Annotated in this window: 21 protein-coding genes; 6 read left to right on the top strand and 15 right to left on the bottom strand. The window is 65.6% G+C overall.

The genetic code is table 11. The annotated features are described in order from the left end of the window. Window positions 1-22: 22 nt before the first annotated feature. From B4393_RS11845 to moeA, 7 genes are all read right to left on the bottom strand, one after another. Window positions 23-1,615 carry a Na+/H+ antiporter subunit D gene (locus B4393_RS11845; RefSeq protein ID WP_078334463.1) on the bottom strand — a complete coding sequence of 531 codons (1,593 nt, stop codon included), beginning with the start codon at window positions 1,613-1,615 and terminating at the stop codon, window positions 23-25. 5 nt (window positions 1,616-1,620) lie between these two features. Further along, complete coding sequence (locus tag B4393_RS11840; RefSeq protein WP_078281938.1) at window positions 1,621-2,085, bottom strand: Na(+)/H(+) antiporter subunit C; 465 nt, start codon at window positions 2,083-2,085, stop codon at window positions 1,621-1,623. Further along, window positions 2,082-4,961: a Na+/H+ antiporter subunit A gene (locus tag B4393_RS11835; protein WP_078334462.1), complete on the bottom strand. Its 2,880-nt coding sequence runs from the start codon at window positions 4,959-4,961 to the stop codon at window positions 2,082-2,084. Before B4393_RS11835 ends, B4393_RS11840 begins: the two co-directional genes overlap by 4 nt. 86 nt (window positions 4,962-5,047) lie before the next feature. After that, complete coding sequence (locus tag B4393_RS11830) at window positions 5,048-7,237, bottom strand: AAA family ATPase (protein WP_078334294.1); 2,190 nt, start codon at window positions 7,235-7,237, stop codon at window positions 5,048-5,050. Window positions 7,238-7,243: 6 nt separating this feature from the next. Further along, window positions 7,244-8,131, bottom strand: coding sequence for a CDP-diacylglycerol--serine O-phosphatidyltransferase (gene pssA, locus B4393_RS11825; protein ID WP_078334293.1), 888 nt, complete (start codon window positions 8,129-8,131; stop codon window positions 7,244-7,246). Between the two features lie 11 nt (window positions 8,132-8,142). Then, the gene (locus B4393_RS11820) at window positions 8,143-8,874 is read right to left on the bottom strand and encodes a phosphatidylserine decarboxylase (protein WP_070937186.1); all 732 of its coding nucleotides are present in this window, start codon (window positions 8,872-8,874) and stop codon (window positions 8,143-8,145) included. A gap of 106 nt (window positions 8,875-8,980) precedes the next feature. Next, the gene (moeA, locus tag B4393_RS11815) at window positions 8,981-10,174 is read right to left on the bottom strand and encodes a molybdopterin molybdotransferase MoeA (RefSeq protein WP_078334292.1); all 1,194 of its coding nucleotides are present in this window, start codon (window positions 10,172-10,174) and stop codon (window positions 8,981-8,983) included. Window positions 10,175-10,289: 115 nt separating this feature from the next. On the opposite strand from moeA, the gene B4393_RS11810 reads away from it, so the two are divergent. Both B4393_RS11810 and B4393_RS11805 read left to right on the top strand, forming a co-directional pair. Beyond that, a complete protein-coding gene (locus tag B4393_RS11810) occupies window positions 10,290-11,087 on the top strand; it encodes an HAD-IIA family hydrolase (protein WP_078334291.1) in 798 nt (265 codons plus the stop codon). A gap of 14 nt (window positions 11,088-11,101) precedes the next feature. Beyond that, on the top strand, window positions 11,102-11,470 hold the full coding sequence (locus tag B4393_RS11805) for a VOC family protein (RefSeq protein WP_078334290.1): 369 nt from the start codon (window positions 11,102-11,104) through the stop codon (window positions 11,468-11,470). Between the two features lie 40 nt (window positions 11,471-11,510). Here the strand turns inward: B4393_RS11805 and B4393_RS11800 are convergent, their stop codons facing one another. Together B4393_RS11800 and B4393_RS11795 are read right to left on the bottom strand one after the other, a co-directional pair. Beyond that, window positions 11,511-11,921 carry a hypothetical protein gene (locus B4393_RS11800; RefSeq protein WP_078334289.1) on the bottom strand — a complete coding sequence of 137 codons (411 nt, stop codon included), beginning with the start codon at window positions 11,919-11,921 and terminating at the stop codon, window positions 11,511-11,513. Beyond that, window positions 11,918-12,553 (bottom strand): MspA family porin, encoded by a 636-nt coding sequence (locus B4393_RS11795; protein WP_070937183.1) that lies wholly within the window; start codon window positions 12,551-12,553, stop codon window positions 11,918-11,920. Before B4393_RS11795 ends, B4393_RS11800 begins: the two co-directional genes overlap by 4 nt. Before the next feature lie 147 nt (window positions 12,554-12,700). On the opposite strand from B4393_RS11795, the gene B4393_RS11790 reads away from it, so the two are divergent. Beyond that, window positions 12,701-13,615 carry an SDR family NAD(P)-dependent oxidoreductase gene (locus tag B4393_RS11790; protein WP_078334461.1) on the top strand — a complete coding sequence of 305 codons (915 nt, stop codon included), beginning with the start codon at window positions 12,701-12,703 and terminating at the stop codon, window positions 13,613-13,615. On the opposite strand, the gene B4393_RS11785 is transcribed toward B4393_RS11790, so the two are convergent. The 3 genes from B4393_RS11785 to B4393_RS11775 form a co-directional block, all read right to left on the bottom strand. Beyond that, window positions 13,612-14,112 carry a cupin domain-containing protein gene (locus tag B4393_RS11785; protein ID WP_078334287.1) on the bottom strand — a complete coding sequence of 167 codons (501 nt, stop codon included), beginning with the start codon at window positions 14,110-14,112 and terminating at the stop codon, window positions 13,612-13,614. The genes B4393_RS11790 and B4393_RS11785 overlap by 4 nt on opposite strands. 19 nt (window positions 14,113-14,131) lie before the next feature. Further along, window positions 14,132-15,826, bottom strand: a complete 1,695-nt coding sequence (locus B4393_RS11780) for a DEAD/DEAH box helicase (RefSeq protein WP_070937181.1) — start codon at window positions 15,824-15,826, stop codon at window positions 14,132-14,134. A 153-nt stretch (window positions 15,827-15,979) separates the two neighbouring features. Beyond that, window positions 15,980-16,891, bottom strand: a complete 912-nt coding sequence (locus tag B4393_RS11775; protein WP_078334286.1) for an SDR family NAD(P)-dependent oxidoreductase — start codon at window positions 16,889-16,891, stop codon at window positions 15,980-15,982. A 101-nt stretch (window positions 16,892-16,992) separates the two neighbouring features. Here B4393_RS11775 and B4393_RS11770 point away from each other — a divergent pair, with 101 nt between their 5' ends. Together B4393_RS11770 and B4393_RS11765 are read left to right on the top strand one after the other, a co-directional pair. Continuing rightward, window positions 16,993-17,556, top strand: a complete 564-nt coding sequence (locus B4393_RS11770; RefSeq protein WP_070937179.1) for a TetR/AcrR family transcriptional regulator — start codon at window positions 16,993-16,995, stop codon at window positions 17,554-17,556. Between the two features lie 11 nt (window positions 17,557-17,567). Continuing rightward, on the top strand, window positions 17,568-18,635 hold the full coding sequence (locus tag B4393_RS11765; RefSeq protein WP_078334285.1) for a hypothetical protein: 1,068 nt from the start codon (window positions 17,568-17,570) through the stop codon (window positions 18,633-18,635). Here the strand turns inward: B4393_RS11765 and B4393_RS11760 are convergent. The 3 genes from B4393_RS11760 to B4393_RS11750 all read right to left on the bottom strand — a co-directional run bounded on the left by B4393_RS11760 (window position 18,626) and on the right by B4393_RS11750 (window position 21,859). Further along, window positions 18,626-19,801, bottom strand: coding sequence for an FAD-dependent monooxygenase (locus B4393_RS11760; protein ID WP_078334460.1), 1,176 nt, complete (start codon window positions 19,799-19,801; stop codon window positions 18,626-18,628). The genes B4393_RS11765 and B4393_RS11760 overlap by 10 nt on opposite strands. A gap of 358 nt (window positions 19,802-20,159) precedes the next feature. After that, window positions 20,160-21,359: a hypothetical protein gene (locus B4393_RS11755; RefSeq protein ID WP_109558511.1), complete on the bottom strand. Its 1,200-nt coding sequence runs from the start codon at window positions 21,357-21,359 to the stop codon at window positions 20,160-20,162. Further along, window positions 21,356-21,859, bottom strand: coding sequence for a hypothetical protein (locus B4393_RS11750; RefSeq protein WP_078334284.1), 504 nt, complete (start codon window positions 21,857-21,859; stop codon window positions 21,356-21,358). Before B4393_RS11750 ends, B4393_RS11755 begins: the two co-directional genes overlap by 4 nt. Window positions 21,860-22,051: 192 nt before the next feature. Here B4393_RS11750 and groL point away from each other — a divergent pair, with 192 nt between their 5' ends. Then, on the top strand, window positions 22,052-23,677 hold the full coding sequence (gene groL, locus B4393_RS11745) for a chaperonin GroEL (protein WP_070937174.1): 1,626 nt from the start codon (window positions 22,052-22,054) through the stop codon (window positions 23,675-23,677). Window positions 23,678-23,708: the final 31 nt, after the last annotated feature.

The raw sequence follows: 23,708 nt of genomic DNA, 5'->3' as shown, positions 1-23,708 counted from the left end.
GGGTGTCCTTCGCGGGTGCGCTTCATCGCGGGCCACCCCCGAGGACGGCACTGATGTACACCGTGCGATCACGGACCTCCGCGGCGGCACGATCGCTGATTCCGATGATGGGGCCCGCGAAGACCGTCAGCGCCACCCCGACTGCGATCAAGCCCAGTGTGGGCGCCAGCATGCCGGCGGGCATCCGACCCACGTCGACGCGGTCCACGAACGCGACATCCTCGGCGTCATCGAGAAGCGCCGTCGGCGTGGCCGCGGCCAGGTCGCCTTCCGGGGCATCGGCACGTGGCCGCCAGAACGCCTTGGTCCAGACGCGGGCCACCGCGTACAGGGTCAGCAGACTGGTGATCGTGCCGCCTGCCACGAGGGTCCAGGCCAACGCAGAACCCTGTAGTGATCCGGCCTCCAATAGTGCAACCTTGCCGATGAATCCCGAGAACGGCGGGATGCCCGCCAGATTCAGCGCGGGGACCACGAATGCGAAGGCCAGTAGCGGGCTTGCGGCGGCGAGGCCACCCAGCCGATTCAGCGACGATGCCCCGGCCTGACGTTCGATGAGACCCACCACCAGGAACAACGTTGTCTGCACGATGATGTGATGTGCCACGTAGTAAATGGCGCCGGACATACCCAGTTCGTTGGACAGTGCGATACCGAAGATCATGTATCCGATATGGCTGACCAGGGTGAAGGACAGCAGCCGCTTGATATCGCTCTGGGCGATGGCACCCAGGATGCCGACGATCATGGTGAGCAGGGCGGCGACCAGTAGCACCGTGTTCAGGCCGCCGCCGGGGAACAGCAGCGAATGCGCGCGAATGATGGCGTAGACACCCACTTTGGTGAGCAAGCCCGCGAAAACGGCGGTGACGGGTGCCGGCGCGGTGGGGTAGGAGTCGGGCAGCCAGGTCGACAACGGGAAGACGGCCGCCTTGATGGCGAAGCCAACCAGCAGCACCGCGAAGATCGCCATCCTGGTTCCCGACGGGATACCGTCTGCGCGGACCGCGATTTCGGCCATGTTGAGGGTTCCGGTTGCCGCATAGACGAAGGCGATGCCCAGGAGGAAGACCACCGAGGACATCATCGAGACCATCACATAGGAGATGCCGGCACGTACCCGGTCGGCACTGGCCCCGATGGTCAGCAGGACGAAGCTGGCGGCCAGTAGCACCTCGAATCCCACGTAGAGGTTGAACAGGTCACCCGCGAGGAAGGCATTGCAGACGCCGGCTGACAGCGCCAGATAGGTGGGCATGAAGATCGACACCGGCTGCCGCTCATCACCGTCGCGGATACCCTGAGCCGCCGCGTACAACACCACCGCCAACAGCACGATGGCCGACACCACCAGCATCAATGCCGAAAGGCGATCTACCACAAGGGTTATTCCGAGAGGCCCCAGCTTCTCGTCGGTCGGGCCCCAGCCGCCGACGGCAAGGGCGAAGGTGCCGTCGCGATCCGCCAGGTACAGCAGCGCGGTGCAGACGCCGAGCACCGTGGTCAATGCCGTCACGGTGATCAGCAGCTGCAACCGGGGGCGCCGTCCCGCGATGAGGGTCAGCGCTGCGGCGGTCGTCGGAACCAGCACCGGGAGCGGTGTCAGAACGGACATGGCGTTCATGACTTCTCACCCGCGGGTAGCGCGTCGAGCTCGGCGGGGGAGTCCTCGTCGAGCGATTCGGCCCCTTCCCGGTGTTCGTCTCTGCCGTCGGTGACCGGCTCCGGAGGTTCCTGGGCGACGCGCGCATCTTCGGCGTCGTCGTCCACGACATCGTCGGCTTCCAGCGTGAACATGCGATAGATCAGAGCGAGCGTGAATGCCGCGACGCCCATGGTGATGACGATTGCGGTGAGGATCATGCCCTGGGCCAACGGATCTGCCACGGTGGTCCGGCCGGCGGATTGCCGCCCGATGATCGGTGGATTGCCGGACGGGCCGCCGAGCGTAAGAATCAGCAGATTCACCGCATTACCGACGAGAAGCAGACCCAACACCATGCGTGTCAGGTTGCGTTCGAGCATCAGGTACACGCCGCACGCGGTCAGTGCGCCGATGATGATGAGCAGTCCGAGATTGGTCATGATGCGCGCACCCCTTCTCGGGCACGTGGAGATTCCTCGAGCTCGACGTCCAGGCGCGCACCCAGGCTGCGCAGCACGTCCAGTACCAGGCCGACCACGACCAGGTACACGCCCAGATCAAAGAAGATCGCGGTCACGATTTTGATGTGCCCGAACCCGAGCATGTCGAATTGGATAGTGGCCGAGGACAACACCGGTGCGCCGAGCAGCATCGAGGCCAGTGCCGTGCCGCCGGAGAATGCCAGCCCGAGGCCCAGGATCTTGCCGGCGTCGAACGGCAGCGTCTCACCCAGTTCGTAGCGCCCACCGGCGAGATAGCGCAGCACCAGCGCCAAGCCGGCGGTCAGCCCGCCCGCGAAACCCCCACCGGGAACGTTGTGACCGGCGAAGAAGAAGTAGAACGACAGCACCATGACAAGCGGGAAGATCAGTCGCGTGGCGACTTCGAGGACCAGCGAACGATGCTTGGGGTCGCGTAGCTCGCTGCCGCGCAGCCAGATTCCAGATGCCACCACAACGTCCGGTTGACCGGCCGCATCGGTTGACAGTCTTCGCGCGAGCGGCTCATCGCCGACCCGGGGAGCTCTGCCAAAACGCCGGTGCCGGAACATCAGCGAGGCCACACCTGTCGCGGCGACCAGCAGCACCGAGATCTCGCCAAGGGTGTCCCATGCTCGGATGTCCACCAGGAGGACGTTCACGGTGTTGGCTCCGTGTCCGCGCTGATAGGCCGCCTGGGGGAGCAGGTCGGCGATCGGGCGATCACGTCGCGCGGCCATCGCGTACACCCCGAGTGTGGTGACCGTGCAGCCGACAGCGATCGCCAGTGCCGCGCGAGGTAGCCGGAACCTATTGGCCTGCTTAACATCTGACTCGGCAGGCAGTGCGCGCAGCACCAACACGAAGATCACCAGCGTCAGGGTTTCGACCAGGAACTGCGTCAGCGCCAGGTCTGGTGCGCCGTGCAGGGCGAAGATGGTTCCCGTTCCGTAGCCGGTGATGCCGACCAGCAGCACCGCGGCGAGACGGTTGCGCATGATGGTCGCACCGAGGGCGGCCGCGAGTATCAAGAGGCCGATCACCCCCTGCAACGGGGAATCCCAGAGTTTCAGATGTGCTTGGTCGCGGGCGCCGAGCGCGAGGACGATTGTCGGCAGAGTCACCAGGGTCACCAGAATGGTGGCCTGGGTGAACGGGATTGAGCCGCGTTGGGTCAGTGCGGTCAGTCGTTGGGACAGCGCGTCGGCGCCACGCAGCACTGCGTCGTAGCCGCGATCGGCATTGCCCAGCGGGTTGACGGCAAGCCGTGCCCGGCGCAGGCGTCCCCGCGAGAAGAACGCGAGGATGCCGACGGCGAAGGCAATCGCGGTGAGCAGAAGCGGAACTCCGAACCCTTCCCAGACCGCGATATGTGCGTCAACGGGATCGGCGTAACTACCCAGCGCCCAGTTGAGCCAATCCGGCAATACCCCGGCCGCGATGCTTGTCACCGCGAGCAGCGCGGGTGCCACCAGGAACGTGGGTGCGGGGGCGTGCATGTCCCGCACGCGGGCGCTGGACTCGGGTAAACCCTTGCGCGCGAACGCCCCCCACATGAACCGCATGCTGTAGGTGATGGTGAACATCGAACCGATGACGATGCCGGCCAGCACCCAGGGTGCGGCCGAGCCGAGTACCTGACTGTGCAGCACCGTGGCGAAGGCCAACTCCTTGCCGACAAATCCAAGGGTCAGTGGCACGCCCGCCATACTGGCCGCGGCAATTCCGGCGATCACGGCCAGCGCTGGTTGGCGATTTCCCAGCCAGGCCAGTTTGCGAATATCACGGGTTCCGACGGTGTGGTCGACGATTCCCACGACCATGAACAGCGCGGCCTTGAACAGGGCGTGCGCGCACAGCATGACCAGACCGGCCAGCAGGATGTCGGGATCGCCGGTCCCGGTGAGCACCACCAGGAATCCCAGCTGGCTGACCGTACCGAAGGCCAGGATCAGCTTGAGGTCGTACTCGCGTAGCGCCCGCCAACCCGCGAGGATCATCGTCGCGATGCCCAGGACCAGTACGACGGGTCGCCACGGCGCTGCTTCGGCGAACCCCGGCGACATGCGGGCCAGCAGATAGATACCAGCCTTGACCATGGCCGCAGCATGCAGGTAGGCGCTGACCGGGGTGGGCGCGGCCATCGCGCCCGGAAGCCAAAAGTGCAGGGGCACAATGGCGGACTTGCTCAGCGCGCCGATCAACACCAGTACCAGGCCCACGTTGGCGGCCATCCCCGACGGCGGATTCGCGACGAGGTCGGACAGCAGGAAGCTGCCACCCACATGACCGAGCACGATGACCCCGACGAGCATGGCCAAACCACCCGCGGTGGTGACCAACAGCGCTTGGACCGCCGCACGCCGACTTGCCAGGCGTTCGGCATAGTGCCCGACCAGCAGGAAGGACAGCACCGTCGTCAGTTCCCAGAAGATGTAGAGCAGGAGCAGGTTGTCGCTGACCACCAGGCCGAACATGGCGCCGGAGAACGCGACCAGCTCCGCAGCGAAGCTCGGTAGGCGTGGTTCGGTGTGTCCGTCGCGGTGCCGGAAGTAGCTTGCGCAATAGGTCAGCACCAGTGCACCGATGCCGAGCACCAGCACACTCATGATCGCGGCCAGCGAATCGAAACGCAGAGCGATGTCCATGGCCAGCTCGGGCACCCACGGGATGTCGACTCGAATGCCCGGACCGTCGCCTGGCCATCGTGCCAATACCCAGATCAGCGAACCTAAGGGAACCAGTGCGAGGGGGTAGAACGCCAGTCGGCCGATGCGCGCCACGAGTAGCGGCGCCACCGCGGCCGCCAGCGCATGGGCAAGCAGAATCGCAAGCAAAGGCACTCCCGTCTATCTGTTGTTGGGCGGGGTGTCGTGATGCCTAGTTTACGGGGCGCCCCACGATCGGCGCGACGCAACCCTTTTCAGCGATTGTCAGCAAACGCGCGCAGTGATGCCACCTGCACGGGATCCAACGACGGCCGCACAGCGGCCCGCGCCGTGTCGATATCGGCGACGGTGACATCGGCCGCGTCGATGGATCGCCGCATCGCCGCCATCGCGGCCTCGCGCAACAATGCCGCGCAATCGGCGGCCGAGAAGCCGTCGAGCTCGTCGGCGAGGGCATCCAGATCCACATCGGCGTCCAGCGGAACCGAGCGTGCCGCCGTCTTGAGGATGTCTTTGCGTGCGTGGGCGTCCGGGGGTTCGACGAACACCAAACGCTCCATCCGGCCGGGGCGCAGCAGGGCAGGATCGATGAGCTCCGGCCGGTTGGTGGCGCCGAGCACCACGACGTCGCGTAGCGGCTCCACCCCATCCAACTCGGTGAGTAGGGCCGCCACCACACGGTCGGTGACTCCAGAGTCGAAGCTCTGTCCGCGCCGCGGTGCCAGCGCATCCACCTCATCGAGGAATACCAGCGAGGGTGCCGAATCGCGCGCTCGCCGAAACAGGTCGCGGACCGCCTGCTCGGAGGCTCCGACCCATTTGTCCATCAGCTCGGCGCCCTTGACGGCATGCACCGACAGTCGTCCGGAGCTGGCCAGTGCCCGCACCACGAAAGTCTTTCCGCAGCCGGGCGGTCCGTAGAGCAGAACACCGCGGGGAGGGTCGACGCCCAACCGCTGGAAGGTGTCGGGGTGCTGCAGTGGCCACAAAACAGCTTCTGTCAGAGCCTGTTTGGTGGTAACCATGTCGCCGACATCGTCGAGAGTGATGGACCCGATGGCCACCTCCTCGGTGGTAGACCGGGAGAGCGGACGGATCACCGACAGCGCGCCCACCAGATCTTCCTGGTCGAGTGCCGGGGGGCTGGCTTTCTCGCTGGCGCGTGCGGCCGCGCGCAGTGCGGCCTCACGGACCAGTGCGGCCAGATCGGCCACGACGAAACCGGGTGTCCGTGCGGCAATCTCATCGAGCTGCAGGTCGTGCGAGGGCACCTTCGCCAGCAGAACCTCAAGCAGCGATTTACGGGTGGCGGCATCCGGCAGGCTCAGGCCGAGCTCGCGATCGCAGAGCTCGGGGGCGCGCAACCGCGCGTCGATCGCATCAGGATGTGCGGTGGTAGCGATGAACGCCACTCCGGAAGTGGATACCGCGGAGCGCAATTCGGCGAGGATAAGTGTCGCCACGGGTTCGGCGGCCGCGGGCAGCAGCGCATCGATATCCGATATCAGCAGGACTCCGCCGGACTGCCTGACCCGGCTCACCGCTTCGCGGATCGTGTTGAGGCGTCCGTCTGCGGTGGTGGCTCCCACTTCCGGCCCGTCCAACCCGACGAGCGTGCGCGATGCACAGACGGCGCGTGCCAGTGCCGTCTTGCCGACACCGGCCGGGCCCGATATCAGCACGCCTAGATGGGGTTGGGCGCCCAGTGTTTTCAGCAGATCCGGTTCATCGAGGGCGAGTTTGAGCCATTCGGTGAGGCGGGTGGCCTGCGCCTGGGAACCCTTGAGGTCTTCCACGGATAGCGTAGGTGGCGGTGCCGGAGACGGTGTCGCTGCCGGGGTCGTGACCGTGGGTTGCGCGACCGCCAATGGCGTGCTGGGGCTCAGCGGAGCCGAACCCTGCCAGCTGACAAGCGAATTGGGTTGCACACTGACGGGACCGCCCGGATCGACCGCGGTCACCGTGAGCAGCTCGGAAGTCCAGGTGATGCCCACGGACCGGGCCAGCGCCGTCGTCGCCTCCGAGGTGGACGTACCGGGCCCGAGATCGCGCGGCAGCAGTGAAACGGTGTCTCCCACGGTCATCACCTTGCCCAACAGGGCCAGCCGAAGAGTCGCGGACGAAACTGACTGGGTAGTAAGAGAAGAACCGCTTACCGTGACGGACCGCGCGCCGTACACCGTCACCGCCGCGACGATGACCGACGAATCCTCGCGCAGCCCCGCATTCGACAGCGCGACATCGTCGAGCAGGGCGGTCCCGGCCGGAACCGTGCGCGGGGCGACTCCGACCACTGCGGCCGTCGTTCGCGACCCGGTCAGAGAAATCGCATCCCACTCCCGGATACCCAAGGCGGCAATCGCTTCCGGATGCAGCCGGACCACGCCACGCCGCGAGTCGACCGCCGAAGTATTGAGGCGTGCGGTCAGAGTGAGAGAGCTCATGTGGCCCTAGCGGGGCCGGCCGGGACGGCGCAGCCCCAGGCGTTCGGCGGTGCGCCGCTTGGGGAGCCCAGCCTTCCGGAAGGCGCGCCGCTGATCCCGGCGCTGATCGCGCCGGAGGTCCCGGCGCTCCTTGGGCTTGGCATCCCAGGATTCGGGCCGGGCGGCTACCCAGCGCTGACTGCGCCAGGCGAACGGGATATGTGCCAGGTACACGACGATCAGAACGAGCAGCAGCACATACGGGTACTGCAGCAGCAGGGCGGCGGCCACCGTGACCAACGCGAGTAGCAACACCACCATGCGGGGCGGCACCGACACGGACTTCATGGCCGCGGTGGGTATCTGGCTGACGATGAGAACGGATACGAACACCATCCATCCGCATATCGCCCATACGGACGACCACCACCCGTCGCCGAACTGCAGGTAAGCGGCCAGCGGGGCCAGCACCATCAAGGCTCCTGCGGGGGAGGGGACCCCGACGAAGTATTCCTTGGTGAACGCGGGTGCGGAGTCGTCGTCGAGCAGCGTGTTGAAGCGGGCCAGCCGAAGCACGATGCAGACCGCGTAGAGAAGCGAAAAGACCCACGCCGTAGGGGTATCCGACAGCAGGGAGATGTACAGCACCACCGCCGGAGCAACACCGAAGTTCACCGCGTCGGCGAGCGAGTCGATTTCCGCGCCCATGCGGGACGTCGCGTCCAACAGCCTGGCGATCCTGCCGTCCAGACCGTCGAGGATCGCCGCTGCGGCGATCAACGTCAGCGAGATGTAGGGCTTTCCGTCGAACGCGAACTTGATCGACGACAGGCCACCACAGATCGCCAGTACCGTCATGACACTCGGCAGGATCCGGATGTGAACCGGACGTCGTGGGGCGGCGCTACTGGTCATGGCTGCGTTGCTTACGCGTTATCCGCCGAGGACGGCAGCTCGGCCAGTACGGTCTCCGCACCGACGGCCCGCTGCCCCTGCTGGACAAGGATTTTCGAACCCTCGGGCAGGTAGGTGTCCACTCGCGAACCGAATCGGATCAGGCCGTACGTGTCGCCGATGGACAGCTGGTCACCCACCTTGGCGTGGCAGATGATGCGGCGCGCGATGAGCCCAGCGATTTGCACCACGATCACATCGTGCCCGGTGCGGGTGCGGATCTGCACGCTATTGCGTTCGTTGGCGACGCTTGCCTCGGCGCGATCGGCAGACAGGAACTGCCCGCCGCGATGGATGACAGCGGTTGCCTCACCCGCGACCGGCACCCGCTGCACGTGAACGTCGAAAACGGACAGGAAGATGCTGATACGCGGAAGCGGTTCGGCAGGCAAGCCCAATTCCGGCGGCGGCACCGCACGGTCGACGAGGCAGACCTGGCCGTCGGCGGCGGCCACCACCACGTCGGAGCGGTTGGGTGGAACGCGCGGCGGATGCCGGAAGAACCCGGCACACGCGCCCGCGAGCGCCAGCCCGGTACCGCGAACCCAACGGTTCTTGAAGCCCAGGCCCGCCAATCCCAATCCGCCGGCGATAAACGGAAGACCTGCCGGATGGATCGGCGGGATCGTCGAGCGGAAGAGCTCGACGATATGCGGAATGCCGGAATCCGGCTCTGAACCTACGGGGCGGGGGCGTCTTGCCACCGGACCATCCTAGTGATGTGGCCGGTGCACTGGGGACGCAGTTGCTGGGATGGCGTTGACCGCCGGGTTCTCTCTTCGCACTCCCGCGGCGCTCAGTGGGCGGTGATCAGCCGAGATCCCACACGCTGACGGTCGTTCCCGCGGCGAGGTCGGTGACGTTCTTGGGGATGTCCAGCAGGCAGTTCGATACCGCCAGCCAGCGTAGGTGGTGCGAAGCGGGAGGTCCGACGGCGGTCACGGTGCCCTTGTCCGCGTCCCAGCAACCGCGCCGGAACTGCCGCTTGCCTGCGGGTGCCGAGATCGGATCGGTGAGGACTGCTTCATGACGTGTCCGTGCCGGATCCAGCCCCATGGCGGCGCGCAGCGGTTCGCGAATGAACACCTCGAACGACACCAGTGCGCTCACCGGATTGCCGGGCAGCGTGAGCACCGGAACACCGTTGACGTGTCCGGCCCCCTGGGGCTTACCGGGCTGCATGGCCACCGAGACGAACTGGACGCCGGCGTCGGTGAGCGCGTCCTTGACCACCTCGTAGGCCCCGGCACTCACTCCGCCGGTCGTGATCACCAGATCGGCCTGCGCGCCGAATTCTTCAAGTACAGAAAGGAATTGGTCAACGTCATCGGCGACGGTCGGCGCCACCACGGCATCGGCTCCGGCCTCCTGGACGGCGGCCGCGAGCATGACCGCGTTTGACTCGTAGATCTGTCCCGGTTTGAGGGGCGTACCGGGAGGTACCAGCTCGCTACCGGTCGATGCGATCACCACCCGCAGGCGGGGATGCACGGTCAACGCTTCAAGGCCGAGCGCCGCGGCAAGACCCAACGCCGGTGCGGTGAGGCGGGTGCCGGCGGTCAACACGGTGTCGCCGGCGCGCACATCCTCACCGGCACATCGGACATGTTGTCCGGCACCGGGTTCCTCGGTGACGGTCACTGTTTCGGTACCGCCGTCGGTGGCCTCGACAGGCACCACCGCGGTGGCCCCCGCGGGGATCGGTGCCCCCGTCATGATCCGATGTGCGGTGCCCGGCCTGAGCGTCAACTCGTCGGTGCGCCCAGCCGGGATGTCCTCGGTGACCGGCAGGGTTATCGGATTGGCCGGGCCGGCCCCAGCCAGGTCCTCGTATCGAACCGCGTAACCGTCCATCGCCGAGTTGTCGAACACCGGCAGATTCAGGGGTGCGACGACATCGGCGGCCAGAACCAGCCGTTCGGCCGCGCCGACCGGTATCCGTGCGGGCGCGGGTGCCGGGATCAATCCGGCGACGACTTGCTGGTGTTCTGCGACGGAACGCATCGGCTCATTATTGCCCGCGCCCCGCGCGCATACCGCACGCAGGGGTTTCGCTCGGCCATGTCGCCCCGTGTGCCCTCGACGTGCGGTATCCGCGCCGTGGCAGGAAAATAGCGCCATGACGGTCGGCGGAGTGCTCTTCGATATCGACGGGGTCCTGGTGACCTCGTGGGAGCCGATCGACGGCGCCGCGCAGGCCCTCAAAGCGCTCGAGAACGACGATGTGCGACGGTGCTTCCTGACCAACACCACGTCACGGACCCGGGTGCAGATCGCGGAGCTGCTCACCGCCGCCGGGCTCTCGGTGCCTGCCGATGAGGTGATCACCGCGGCCATGCTGACCGCCGATCACGTGATCGCCCAGCATCCCGGTGCTCGATGTTATCTGCTGAACGACGGTGACATCACCGCCGATATGCCGGGGGTCGACTTCGTCGAATCCCTCTCCGATGACCCCGATGTGATCATTCTGGGCGGGGCCGGTCCGCAGTTCGATCACGCCACACTGAGCCGGGTGTACGAGTTGATGGCCCAAGGGATTCCGGTGGTCGCGATGCATCGCAACACGGTGTGGAGCACCCGCGAGGGATTGCGGGTCGACACCGGCGTGTACCTGGCGGGAATGGAACAGGTTTCGGGGCGCAAGGCCGTGGCCGTCGGAAAGCCGGCCCCGGCCGGATTTCAACTCGCGGCCGAGCGGATGGGCTGCGAGCCCGATCAGGTGGTGATGGTGGGCGATGACCTGCACGTCGATGTGCTGGCCGCCCAGGTCGTGGGAATGACCGGAGTGCTGGTGCGTACCGGAAAGTTTCGGCAGGACACCCTGGACAGGTGGGCCGCCGATCAGTACTCCATGCAGCCGGCGTATGTCGTCGACTCGGTTGCGAATTTACCGGCACTGTTGTCGGACCTGTAGGCCAGAATCGCGTCATGATCGATCACTTCGGTATCAACTGTGCGGATCTGCCGGGGGCAGCCGCGTTCTACGACAAGGTGCTGGGGGTTCTCGGGCTCACGCGGCAGATGGATTTCGGTGTCGCCATCGGATACGGCGCCGATGGGCGCGCGCAGTTCTGGATTGGTGGTGACGGACGGGCCATGGGGCCCAACCGTGAAGTCCACGTGGCATTTTCGGCCATCAGTACCGAGCAGGTCGACGAGTTCTTCGCGACCGCGACCGGCGAGGGTGCCGAGGTGCTGCACGCGCCACGGTTATGGCCCGAGTATCACCCCGGGTATTACGGCGCATTCGTGCGTGACCCCGACGGGAACAACATCGAAGCGGTGTTCCACGGATGAGTGGCTCGCGCGAAGACCGACAACTCGGGGCCGTACCTGACTAAGAGCCAGGGGTGACGATCGCCGCCGGGGCCGACTTCGCCGAAGCGGAACCCACCGGGACGATGGGGGTCGGCGCGGTTGTCGTCTGTCCAGTCGATCGTGAGGGAGTCGCCTCCGTGGCGCCGTTGGGTATCACGATCGGTGCGGGGGCAGCGCCTTGCTGACTGGACTTGTCAGAGTCGGCGTCGGTATCCGCGTCGGGTGGCCAGTCGATGCCAGTCGGAGGCCAACTTTCGGCCTTGTCACCGCCCGCCGCAGCCGGAGGAGCGCACCCCGCAGCCGCACCGAAATCACCGGGGCTGCAGTTGTCGGCCTGTGCGATGGGCGTCTGTGACATGACGACGTACGCCAGCAACGCGGCAGCGGTGAGGCACCGCGCGAGTATGTGGCGTCTCTGCAGGGCGCTCATAGCGAGAGGATGTCCCCGTACACGTTCACACTGTCGTCGGACTTGTCCGTGTCGATCATCGCCGTCGTGAAGAAACGAATGGAGACCGGCCCTCCGCAGGCGTCCACTTTGACGTGCGCGTCGTGAACCACGATTTCGCCGGTCCGGCCCTTGAGAGCCTTCTTGCCCAAGACGATGTTCTTGATCGTCCCGGGAAGCAGGTTGACCGAGATGCTGCCGTTCACCTCCGCGTACGGGCCGATCATTCCCAGAATATTGCTGCTACCGGAGAAGCCCGGGTTGATGCCCGCATCTGCGCCGACGTCCACGCTTCCGCCCTCGCTGAGGTCGATTTGGCAGCCCAGCTGCAAGCCCATGACGAGGGTGCCCGAATTGACCGGAACCGCGCCGTTGCCATCGATGCTGGCTGCGGCCTTGCCGGTGACGAAGCCCTCGCGCGTGAACGCCGTCGCGGCCATGTTCGGCACCGAATTGATCGTCATCCGGCTGAGCGAGTCACTCAGATGCCAGCCGTCGTCGGTTACCGCGGATTGGGTCACATCCGCGATCGGCAACGGATCTGCCGCAGCCACCCCAGTGCCCGCGCAGAAGAGCGAAACAACAAGTGTGGCAACAGAAGTAGGTTTGTGCACGTACCCGCCTTATGTGGAGTGGGTGGCCTGGCTCAGCTATTCCGCGCTGAGCGTATTGACCCCGGCTGTGGGATTCCTGGCACCGAACACCGGGAGAACTGTGAATCACGGGTGGGCAGCGCGCTGGATCTGGGGCAGGATGCGAACGTGACCGCACATTGGACGACTGCCGATATCCCTGACCAGACCGGGCGCATCGCCGTCATCACCGGTGCCAATACCGGCCTGGGCCTGGAGACGGCCCGCGCGCTGGCGGCCGCGGGCGCACGGGTGGTTCTTGCGGTCCGCGACCTCGACAAGGGCTCCGCTGCCATTGCTGAGATCAAGACGACCGCGCCCGAGAGCAACCTCGCACTGCAGCGACTGGACTTGTCTTCCCTGTCGGATATCAGAGCCGCCGCGGGACAGCTCAGTGGCGACTATCCGCAGATCGATCTTCTCATCAACAACGCAGGTGTGATGTATCCGCCGAAGGGCACCACGGCCGACGGGTTTGAGCTGCAGTTCGGCACCAACCACCTGGGACATTTCGCGCTCACGGGCTTGCTGTTGGAGAACCTCACCGCCGTGCGTGACTCGCGCGTCGTCACCGTCAGTAGCAATGGCCATAAATTCAGGGCCGCAATACATTTCGATGATCTGCAATGGGAGCGTACGTACAGTCGAGTGGGTGCATACGCGCAGTCCAAGCTCGCGAATTTGCTGTTCACCTATGAACTGCAGCGACGGCTTGCGGCAGCGGGGGCGGAGACGACGGCGCTGGCTGCCCACCCGGGCGCCTCGGGTACTGAGCTGATGCGCCACATCACGTTCGGTCCCGAGGCCTTCAGTGCGGCGGCCCTGAAACTTGCACAGAGCCCGGCGATGGGAGCATTGCCCAGTCTGCGTGCCGCCACGGACCCGGCAGCCTCGGGCGGTCAGTACTACGGGCCCTCAGGTTTCGGGGAGTTCCGCGGGTATCCCAAGGTGGTCAGGTCGACCAAGCAGTCACACGATGAGGCTCTGCAACAACGACTTTGGTCCGTTTCCGAGGAGCTGACCGGAGTGCGGTTCCCGGTCTAGACGAAGAAGTTGTCGTGGTCGATGAACCACTGGGTGCGCTGTTCATCGGTCATATCGGCGAGCTCACCGAAACCTTCGAAGTATCTCTGCCGGGGTGCGCCCGGAGCGAACAGCATGAGCATGGAAGCTGCTTGACCCGAGTCGTTTTGGAACGCGTGCAGGCCACCGGGCGGTACGAACAAGAAGTCGCCCGCGGTCGCATCGACCCAGTTTTCACCGTTGTAGAGCCGCCAGGTGCCCGAGAGTACGAAGAACGCCTCGGACATCGCCTTGTGGAAATGCGTCGCGGCACCAAAGCCCTTCACCGGCCCGGCATCGATTCGGTACAGCCCGTAATCGCCCGCCGTGGACTGCTGGGTGGCCAGGTAGCTGTACTGGACGTTGCCGCCGTCGGGTGCGTAATCGGGCGGATCGGTGGCCGGTTTGAATGTCGCGCTGATCTCGCCGGTGCCGCCGTGATACCGAGGTTCGGGATATCCAGAAACAACCAGTGACATGCGATCCACGCTACGCGCGCTACAGCTCCCGGTGAAGGGTGCGGACCGCGACGATGCGTTCCTTGAGCTGATCGCGAGTGGCCGCCGCCACCGGCGGGCCGCCACAGCGGCGGCGCAGCTCGTTGTGAATCCAGCCGTGCGGCTTGCCCGATTTGAAATGCGTGGCCGACACCAGCGCATTGAGTTCGCGCCGCAGCTCGCGTAGCTGGCCGTGTGTCGAGGTGATCTCCGGTGGCACCTCACCCGATGCGGTGCGCTTGGTGAGCTGTTCTTCTTGCCTGCGCCGCAACAGATCTCGCATCTGGTTCGGATCCAGTAGGCCGGGAATGCCGAGATACTCGGCCTCCTCCTCGCTGCCCGCCGGTGTCGCGGTGCCGAAGGATGCGCCGTCGAAGATCACCTGATCGAGCTCGGCACTGGCGCTGAGTGACTCGAAGCCCTTCTCTTCCTCGCCAGGCTCGGTGCGCTTGCGTTCCACCGGCTCCTCGTCGCCCATCGGTTCGCGATGCGGCTTGCCGAGCACGTGATTGCGCTGTTCTTCCAGCAGGCTGGCGAGCTCGAGCAGTGTGGGCACCGAGGGCAGGAAGATGCTGGCCGTCTCGCCCGGTGCCCGCGAGCGGACGTACCGCCCGATCGCCTGGGCGAAGAACAGCGGGGTCGAGGCGCTTGTCGCGTAGACACCGACAGCCAACCGTGGTACGTCCACGCCCTCGGACACCATGCGCACCGCCACCAGCCACTCGCTGCCGTCGGAGGCGAACTGGGCGATGCGGTCCGAGGATTTCGGATCGTCGGACAGCACCACAGTGGGCTCGGTGCCGGTGATCGTGGTCAGCAGCTTCGCGTAGGCGCGCGCGGCCTTCTGATCGGAGGCGATGATCATGGCCCCGGCATCGGTCATGCCGCCGTTGCGCTTCTGCTGCAGCCGTGCGTGGGCGGCACGCAACACCGCGGGTATCCAGTCGCCGTTCGGATCCAGGGTGGTGCGCCATGCGCGTGCGGTCTGCTCGGCGCTCAATGGCTCGCCGAGGCGTGCGGCGTGTTCCTCGCCGGCGCTGTCGCGCCAGCGGGCCTCGCCCGAGTACGCCATGAAGACCACGGGGCGCACCACGCCGTCGGCGAGGGCCTCGGAGTAGCCATAGGTGTGGTCGGCCTGTGAACGCTGGTATCCGGCGCCGTCGGGCTCGTAGTTGATGAACGGGATGGGGCTGTCGTCGCTACGGAACGGCGTCCCGGTCAACGAGAGGCGCCGGGTGGCGTCGTCGAATGCCTCGCGGACCGCCTCGCCCCAGCTCTTGGCATCTCCGGCGTGGTGGATCTCATCGAAGATCACCAGGGTGCGATGGTTCTCGGTGCGCACCCGGTGCCGGGTGGGGTGGCTGGCGATCTGGGCGTAGGTGACGACCACGCCGTGGTACTCCGAGGAGGTTTGTGAATCGGAGTTACTGAACCGCGGGTCTAGAGACAGGCCGAAGGAGGTTGCCGACTGTGCCCACTGCACCTTGAGGTGTTCGGTGGGCACCACGACAGTGATCTTGTCCACGGTGCCGTCGGCCAGCAGCTCGGTAGCAATCCGCAGGGCAAATCTTGTTTTGCCTGATCCCGGGGTTGCGACCGCGAGGAAGTCCCGGGGTTTGGCGGCCAGATAGCGCACCAATGCCCTGCGTTGCCAGCCCCGCAAGGTGTGGGTGCTGGGCGCCTCTACAGCCCGCACCCGATGGTCTCCGCTCTGACTCGATGATTGAGTCGCAGACTAACGCAACGGATTACGTGAGTGCATCCCGGCGGCGTGGCGGGCGCCGCGTGTCGTGTCACCACGGGGCAAGTCGGTGACGGTCAGCACAGTGCCCGCCGTCCTCCCGCTCTTCTACTTGACCGGGAAGATCACGTCGGTGAGTTCCTCAGATGCCGACCACAACCGACGCTGCAAATCGAGGTCATAGGACTGCTCGCTCGACGCGACGACCTTGGGGTTACCGCGTTGTTCCATAAATCCGTCGGGGCCGTAGTACTGGCCACCCAGGGCCGCGGGGTCCGTGGCGGCCCGCAATGTAGGCAGAGCGCCCATATCCGCGCCCTGGACCAGCAGCGGTGCCACGGCGTCGAACACGGCCCGGACCCACAGCGGAGAGTTGCGCGCCAGCTCGGTGTTGGACCCGCCCGGATGCGCGGCCAAGGCGACCGTATTGGTGCCCGCCAGGCGCCGCTGTAGCTCGTAGGTGAACAAAAGGTTGGCCAGCTTCGACTGGCCGTATGCCGCCACCCGGTTGTAGTTACGTTCCCACTGCAAGTCGTCGAAGTGGATCGCGGCGCGAATGCGGTGTCCGATGCTGGACACGGTCACCACGCGTGAGCCCACGACCGGCAGCAGGTGGTCCAAGAGCAGGCCGGTGAATGCGTAATGGCCCAGGTGGTTGGTGCCGAACTGCAGCTCGAAGCCGTCGGCGGTGGTGGACTTCTCGGTCCACATGACACCGGCGTTGTTGATCAGCAGGTCGATTTTGTCGTAGCGCGACTTGAGCTCGTCACTGGCGCGACGGATGGACTCCAGCGATGACAGGTCCAAGGACTGCAGGGTGATGTCGGCGTTCGAGTGGGCGGCGGTGATCGTGTCGGCCGCGGCCTTGCCCTTTTCGGTATTGCGCACTGCCAATACGACGTGGGCGCCGCGTGCGGCGAGTGCCTTGGCAGTCTCCAGACCTAGTCCGGTGTTGGCACCGGTGACGATGGCGACGCGGCCGGTCTGGTCGGGGATGTCGGTGGTGCTCCATGCGGTCATGGGAACTCCTTGAGTAGTATCTTCAGTAACCGGGGCGGTTACTCCGCTTATGAATATACGGAACGCGCGCCCCGTTTTGTCAAGGCGTCGAGGAGTGTGAGATGGATCAACCCGCCCGGCCGTTGCGTGCCGACGCTGCCCGCAACCGTGCGCGCGTGCTGGAGGTCGCCTACCAAACCTTCGCCGAGGAGGGACTTGGTGTCCCGATCGACGAGATCGCGCGGCGCGCGGGGGTGGGCGCCGGGACCGTGTACCGGCACTTTCCCGCCAAGGAGGACCTGTACCGCGCGGTCGCGGAGGACCGGATGGGCAGCGTGATCGGCAAGGGACGCGAGCTGTTGGAAGCCGTCGATCCCGGTGAGGCGTTGTTCGAATTCCTGCGCTCGATGATGGCCTGGGGTGGGACCGACCAAGGGTTGGTCGACGCGTTATCAGGCGCGGGTATTGACGTCGAGGCTCTCATTCCGCGTATCGAGGAGTCCTTCTACGCGGTCCTCGGGGACCTGTTGCGCGCGGCGCAGCAGGCGGGGACCGTGCGATCCGATGTCGGCGTGCACGAGGTCAAGGCACTTCTGGTCGGTTGTCAGGCCATGCAGAGCTATAACCAGGAAGTCTCGCAGCAGGTGACCGATGTCGTGTTCGATGGGCTGCGACCGCGTCGGTAGGGAGGTGGCATGTGCCCGCAGGTCGTTGGCCGGTGCTCGTGGCGGTGCTGCTGCTGGCCGCAGGATGTTCCTTTTTCGACTCCCGACAGCGGGACGACTGGCGTGCCCACACCGCCGCTGATTCCGCCCAGCTGACGGTCGACGCAGCGCTTCGCGACATCGATCCGTGCGGTTTTGTCGATGCCACATCGATCAAGTCCACGATTCCGCGGGCGATCTCATACGGATACACCGAAGGCTTTGATCGGTGCACCCTGCGGCTGGGTGCGTTCGACGGCACCTTTCCCAGCGATGTCTCGGCGACCATCGGCTTCGACATTGCTCCGGAGCGCGTAGAACCTCCCGCTGATTCGATGGAGATCAACGGGATAGCAGTGACGCACGAGTTGGGGCCGACGAGTAACCGCGGATGGTGCCGGTATGTGTTCAACCTGGGTGCCGTCGATCTGCCCGGTGTGTCTTCCCGTGGGGCTGCCGCCGATCTGATGAGGCGTGTGCGGCTGACAGTGGTGGCGAGCCTGTCTCGAGATCCCGGACCCGGTGATCCGGTCTATCCGTGCAAGGAGGCAGTCGCGATCGCGACGGGTGCCGCACAGATCAGGTCGAAGCAGCTGCCGCTGAAATCCAACTGGTCCGACCCGTGCTCGCTGCTCGCCGATCTGCGCGATTTCGCCGGCTACCGGCCTAGCGGTGACGATGGAATACGGACCGATCTATACGGGTGCTGGTTCAGCGCGGGGCCGCCCGGGGACAAGAAAGCCGATGGGGTGCAGCTGACCCTGCGGCCGCTTGACCCGCATGAGCCGGACAGTTCCTCCTACGGAGAGCAGCGGCATTCGGTCGTCGAGCAGCGCGACGGTGTGGAACTACACGTCAGCACCGTCACCCGGACTTACGACAAACCGTTCTGTGAGGTCTATGTGTTTCTGGGGAAGGACTATCCGCCGACCTACTTCGCTCCCGGGACATCCCGCCCGGACGATGTCCGCGTGCCCGCCGCCGTGTTGCGTGGGACCTCGCCCTGTGACGACATCAAGGCGGTGGCGGTGGCGGCACATAAGAAGTTCGGTCAGTCGTAGGTGGGTAGCACGAACGACCGGCCCACCTTGAGCGCCTGGAGGGCGACCAGCTGACGGACGCCGGGCAGCCGCAGCGACCACAGACCAAGTTTGCGCAGTTGCTTCGCCCAGGGAGACGTGGCGCCGTCGATCTTCAAGGTGCTCAGTGCCAGCTGTTGGCAACGCGCGACGTACGGAACCATCAGGGCGTGAAATCGGGTGAAAGCAGTCGGGAAATCGCCCTGTGCGGAACGTAATTCGTGGGCGAGCACGTAGGCGCCGACGATCGCCAGACTCGTACCCATGCCCGACCGGGGCGAGGCACACCAGGCCGCGTCCCCGATGAGACACACCCGGCCGCGGGAGTACTCGTTCAGATGCACCTGGCACAACGAGTCGAAATAGGGTTCGTCGGTGGCTGATAGGGCATCCAGAACGGCCGCTGTCTCCCAGCCGAAGCCGGTGAACCTTTCGCGAAACAGCCGCTTGTTGCCCTCGATGTCGCGGTAGTCGAACTTCACGTCGTCGTCAGAGAACGCGAGTGAACCCCGGGCCGGGGCGTCGGGAGCGTTCACCTGGATGCCAACGCCCCGGGTACCTTCCCGGAAGCTCACCGTCTGATGGTCGAGACCGAGGTGGTTGTCCATCGCGAAAAACGTGAAGTACTGGCCCAACTGGGTCACGAATTCGTTTTCGGGCCCAAATGTCAGCGCGCGAAGACCGGAATGCACGCCATCGGCGCCGATCACGAGATCGAAGCTCTCCGGAGCGGCTCCTGCAAAAGAGACGGCGACCTCGGCGCCGTCGTCACGCACATCGGTGATCCAATCGCCGAAGCGAAATGTGACATGGTCGCGCACCGCGTCGTGCAGGATGCGGGCGAGATCTCCCCACAGGATCTCTAACTCCCCGCTGATGACCTCCGGTGGTAGCCGGGCGATTTCGTTGCCCCCGGCATCGACCATCACCAAGGACCCCATGTGCGTGGCCTGTGCTCGCACCGCGTGGAGTACACCCATCTTGTCCAGTACCTCGACCGACGGCCCGCGGAAGTCGACGGCCTGACCGCCACTCCTCAAGGCTCTGGCACGCTCGACGATCGTGACGGAGTGTCCTTCTCTCGCAAGCCAGTACGCCAACGCGGGACCTGCGATACCACCACCGCTGATGAGGATATTGAGCGACATGCCCAGCACCCTAGACCCCGTTCCTGAGTGTCCGGGCGCCACGACCACGGCCGGTTGTCCGGGGTTCTGCGGTCAGCTCAGCCCGAGCCGAGATCGGTGCGGGCACGTTCGGCGAGTCGATCGATGCTGTTGTCCGAGACGAATTTGTCGATCGCCGCTGCGCGACGGCAGTCGCCAACGCATAGCGACTGCTGCGGGTGGCAAGCCGAATTTCATGCTGGAGTGCGTCGAAACGCTGCTCCGGCAGCTGCTAGTCGGATTCGGTGGCCGGCTCGCTGGGTGTGTTGTCCGTATCCGTTGGGCGCCAACTCTTCCCCTTCGTCGCAAGGAGGTCGTGTACATCCTCCACCCGAGTGCGTCAACCGCGGCGGATCCGCCGGATGCCTGCCGGCAGCCACGGCAGGGTGGCGACGGCGCCAAGGGCAAGGAGCCACGAGGTCCGCCACCACCACGGCAGCGGGTACGACGCGGCAGCCGGTTCCGCGGTGAGCAGCCGCGCCGTCGACGACCACACCACGAACGCGTCGCCAATCGGCACTGCGCCAAAGGCGTAGCGCTTGGTCTTCGGCAAGGTAATCGGCACCCCTGCCAGCTCGCCCTCGGCGCCGATGGCCGCCGCCAGTTCGGCATCGCCGTTTACTCGGGCCGCGCCCATGGCGACGACGGTCGCCGACAGGCTGATCCCGGCAATCAGCGGTCCGGAGTCAACATCGCCCCGTCCGTCCACGCCCTGCCGATGCTCCCGCAGCGCGGGCCCGAAACCGTATGGGTAAGAAATAAATTGGCGCCGGTAGGCGCCGTATTGGCCGCGCGCGAAGGAGCCGTCGATCTCGGGCAAAAACCGTTGGATCACGGTCTGCGAGGTGGCTCGCGCCCCTTCGATTATCGCGGCGTCGGACGCTGAAACTTCATGGGGCAGAAGTCCTGTCGTTGGATCGAGATGCCCAAGGGCGGCGCTGCGCCAGCGGTCGATCACCGCGCTGAAACGATCGCCCAAGATGTGATCGTGCAGGCGTAAAGCGGCGATGGCCACCGTCGAATCGACCGGCCACGACCGTCCCGGATATGCGGACAGGAACGGGCTTGCCGAGACCGAGAATGCCTGCGCAATCTCGTCGCTACGTGCGGCGAACAGCTGCCGCTCGGCGCCGTCGGTGTTGTCGAGGGTGAGGATCGCGCCGCGCAACCATGTGGTCCAGCCCGCCCAGAACACGCCGTATGCCGGACGCAGCGTGGGGTCGAAGACGCCTTTGCCTTCGGCCGACTCGGCGCGCGCCAACGCCCAGCGGGCCTCGTGCAGCGCCTGATCGCGCAGCCCCTGGTCGGTGTGAGCGGCTTGGACCCAGGCAAGTCCATAGAGCACGTTGGTGAAGAAGTATCCCTCGGGGAAGTGCTGCTGCGCGGCGGAGTCGGCGTGGCTATCGATCTCCTGGCGCACGAACGTCAACTGCCGCACCGTCGAACCGGATTGCTCGGTGATGCCGGGCTGCGGCCAGAGAAACTGTGCTGCACCTAGCGCGCACAGCAGCGTGACGACGAGCGCGAGACCGCGCCTCACCGGGTGCGGTCCCTGAACAACGAGGCGATCAACACCAACCAGGCCACGCAGCCGATGAGCAGTGCGACCCAGCCGGTCCAGTCGCAGACCGTGTCGAGCAGGCTGCGGTGGTACTCCCGGTCGAACCACACGCCGTAGGTTGTGGATGTGCGTTCGGTGACGACGGCCTTCCCGGTCAGCGCGGCCAAGATGGGTGGGTATTCGCTCTCGGCATCGCCGTCGGAGAACGTCAGACCGAACACGAACATTGCGACCCATACCGAGACTTGCGTCCACACCTCAACGCGGGTGAGACCCCGATGCGCATGCGCCAGCGCAGTCGTCACCGACAGACAGAGCAGCATCAGCGGTCCACCTACAAACATCAAGAACAGCGTGAAGATGCCTCCCAGGTCTAGCCCCAGGTAACTGAGCAGCCACTTGGCATAGGCCGCCCAGATGATGGCCAACAGGTTTATTGGGGCCATCAGCCGGTAGACCACCCCGTGAATCCCCTCCACGTGACCAAATGTACGGACCACATCGCCCTTGCACTCGCCATGCTCGAGTGCTAAACATGGCATTGGCACTCACGACCGGTGAGTGCTAGGTCGGGACGGTGAGGCCGCAGCCCACACAGCTGCGTCCGTCCGTCGCGGGCACTGCGCCCGGCCCAGAACGTGCAACCCCCTATACGGAGGAATCACTTCGCAATGGCCAAGACAATTGCGTATGACGAAGAGGCCCGCCGCGGCCTGGAGCGGGGCCTCAACGCCCTCGCTGACGCGGTCAAGGTGACGCTGGGCCCCAAGGGTCGCAACGTCGTCTTGGAGAAGAAGTGGGGCGCCCCCACGATCACCAACGATGGTGTTTCCATCGCCAAGGAGATCGAGCTGGAGGATCCGTACGAGAAGATCGGCGCTGAGCTGGTCAAGGAAGTTGCCAAGAAGACCGATGACGTCGCGGGTGACGGCACTACTACCGCCACCGTGCTCGCTCAGGCTCTGGTCAAGGAAGGTCTGCGTAACGTCGCCGCCGGCGCCAACCCGCTCGGCCTGAAGCGCGGCATCGAGAAGGCCGTGGAGGCTGTTACCAGCGCCCTGCTGGCTTCCGCCAAGGAGATCGACACCAAGGAGCAGATCGCGGCCACCGCGGGTATCTCCGCTGGTGACCAGTCCATCGGCGATCTGATCGCCGAGGCCATGGACAAGGTTGGCAACGAGGGTGTCATCACCGTCGAGGAGTCCAACACCTTCGGCCTGCAGCTGGAGCTCACCGAAGGCATGCGCTTCGACAAGGGCTACATCTCGGGTTACTTCGTGACCGACGCCGAGCGTCAGGAAGCCGTCCTGGAGGATCCCTACATCCTGCTGGTCAGCTCCAAGGTGTCGACCGTCAAGGACCTGCTGCCCTTGCTGGAGAAGGTCATCCAGGCCGGCAAGCCGCTGCTGATCATCGCTGAAGACGTTGAGGGCGAAGCACTTTCGACCCTGGTCGTCAACAAGATCCGTGGCACCTTCAAGTCTGTCGCCGTCAAGGCTCCGGGCTTCGGCGACCGCCGCAAGGCCATGCTGCAGGACATCGCGATCCTCACCGGCGGACAGGTCATCAGCGAAGAGGTCGGCCTCTCCCTGGAGACCGCTGGCGTCGAGCTGCTCGGCACTGCCCGCAAGGTCGTCGTCACCAAGGACGAGACCACCGTCATCGAGGGTGCAGGCGATGCCGACGCGATCCAGGGCCGTGTCGCCCAGATTCGTGCCGAGATCGAGAACAGCGACTCCGACTACGACCGCGAGAAGCTGCAGGAGCGCCTGGCCAAGCTGGCCGGCGGTGTTGCGGTGATCAAGGCCGGAGCTGCCACCGAGGTGGAGCTCAAGGAGCGCAAGCACCGCATCGAGGACGCCGTTCGCAACGCGAAGGCCGCCGTCGAAGAGGGCATCGTCGCCGGCGGTGGCGTCGCCCTGCTGCAGGCTGCCCCCGCGCTGGACTCGCTCTCACTCGAGGGTGACGAGGCCACTGGCGCCAACATCGTGCGTGTTGCGCTGTCGGCTCCGCTGAAGCAGATCGCCTTCAACGGTGGTCTGGAGCCGGGTGTCGTCGCAGAGAAGGTCGCGAACCTTCCTGCGGGTCACGGCCTGAACGCGGCGACCAACGTGTACGAGGACCTGCTCGCGGCCGGCGTTGCCGACCCCGTGAAGGTGACCCGCTCGGCGCTGCAGAACGCGGCGTCCATCGCGGCGCTGTTCCTCACCACCGAGGCCGTCGTTGCCGACAAGCCGGAGAAGGCCGCCGCACCTGCGGGCGACCCGACCGGTGGCATGGGCGGTATGGACTTCTAAGTCCCTAACGAAAGGGCCCGGTCTGCCTGGA

It is taken from the genome of Mycobacteroides franklinii (assembly GCF_002013895.1).
GTDB classification, from domain to species: Bacteria; Actinomycetota; Actinomycetes; order Mycobacteriales; family Mycobacteriaceae; genus Mycobacterium; species Mycobacterium franklinii.
This window is presented reverse-complemented; position numbering and strand designations above follow the sequence as displayed.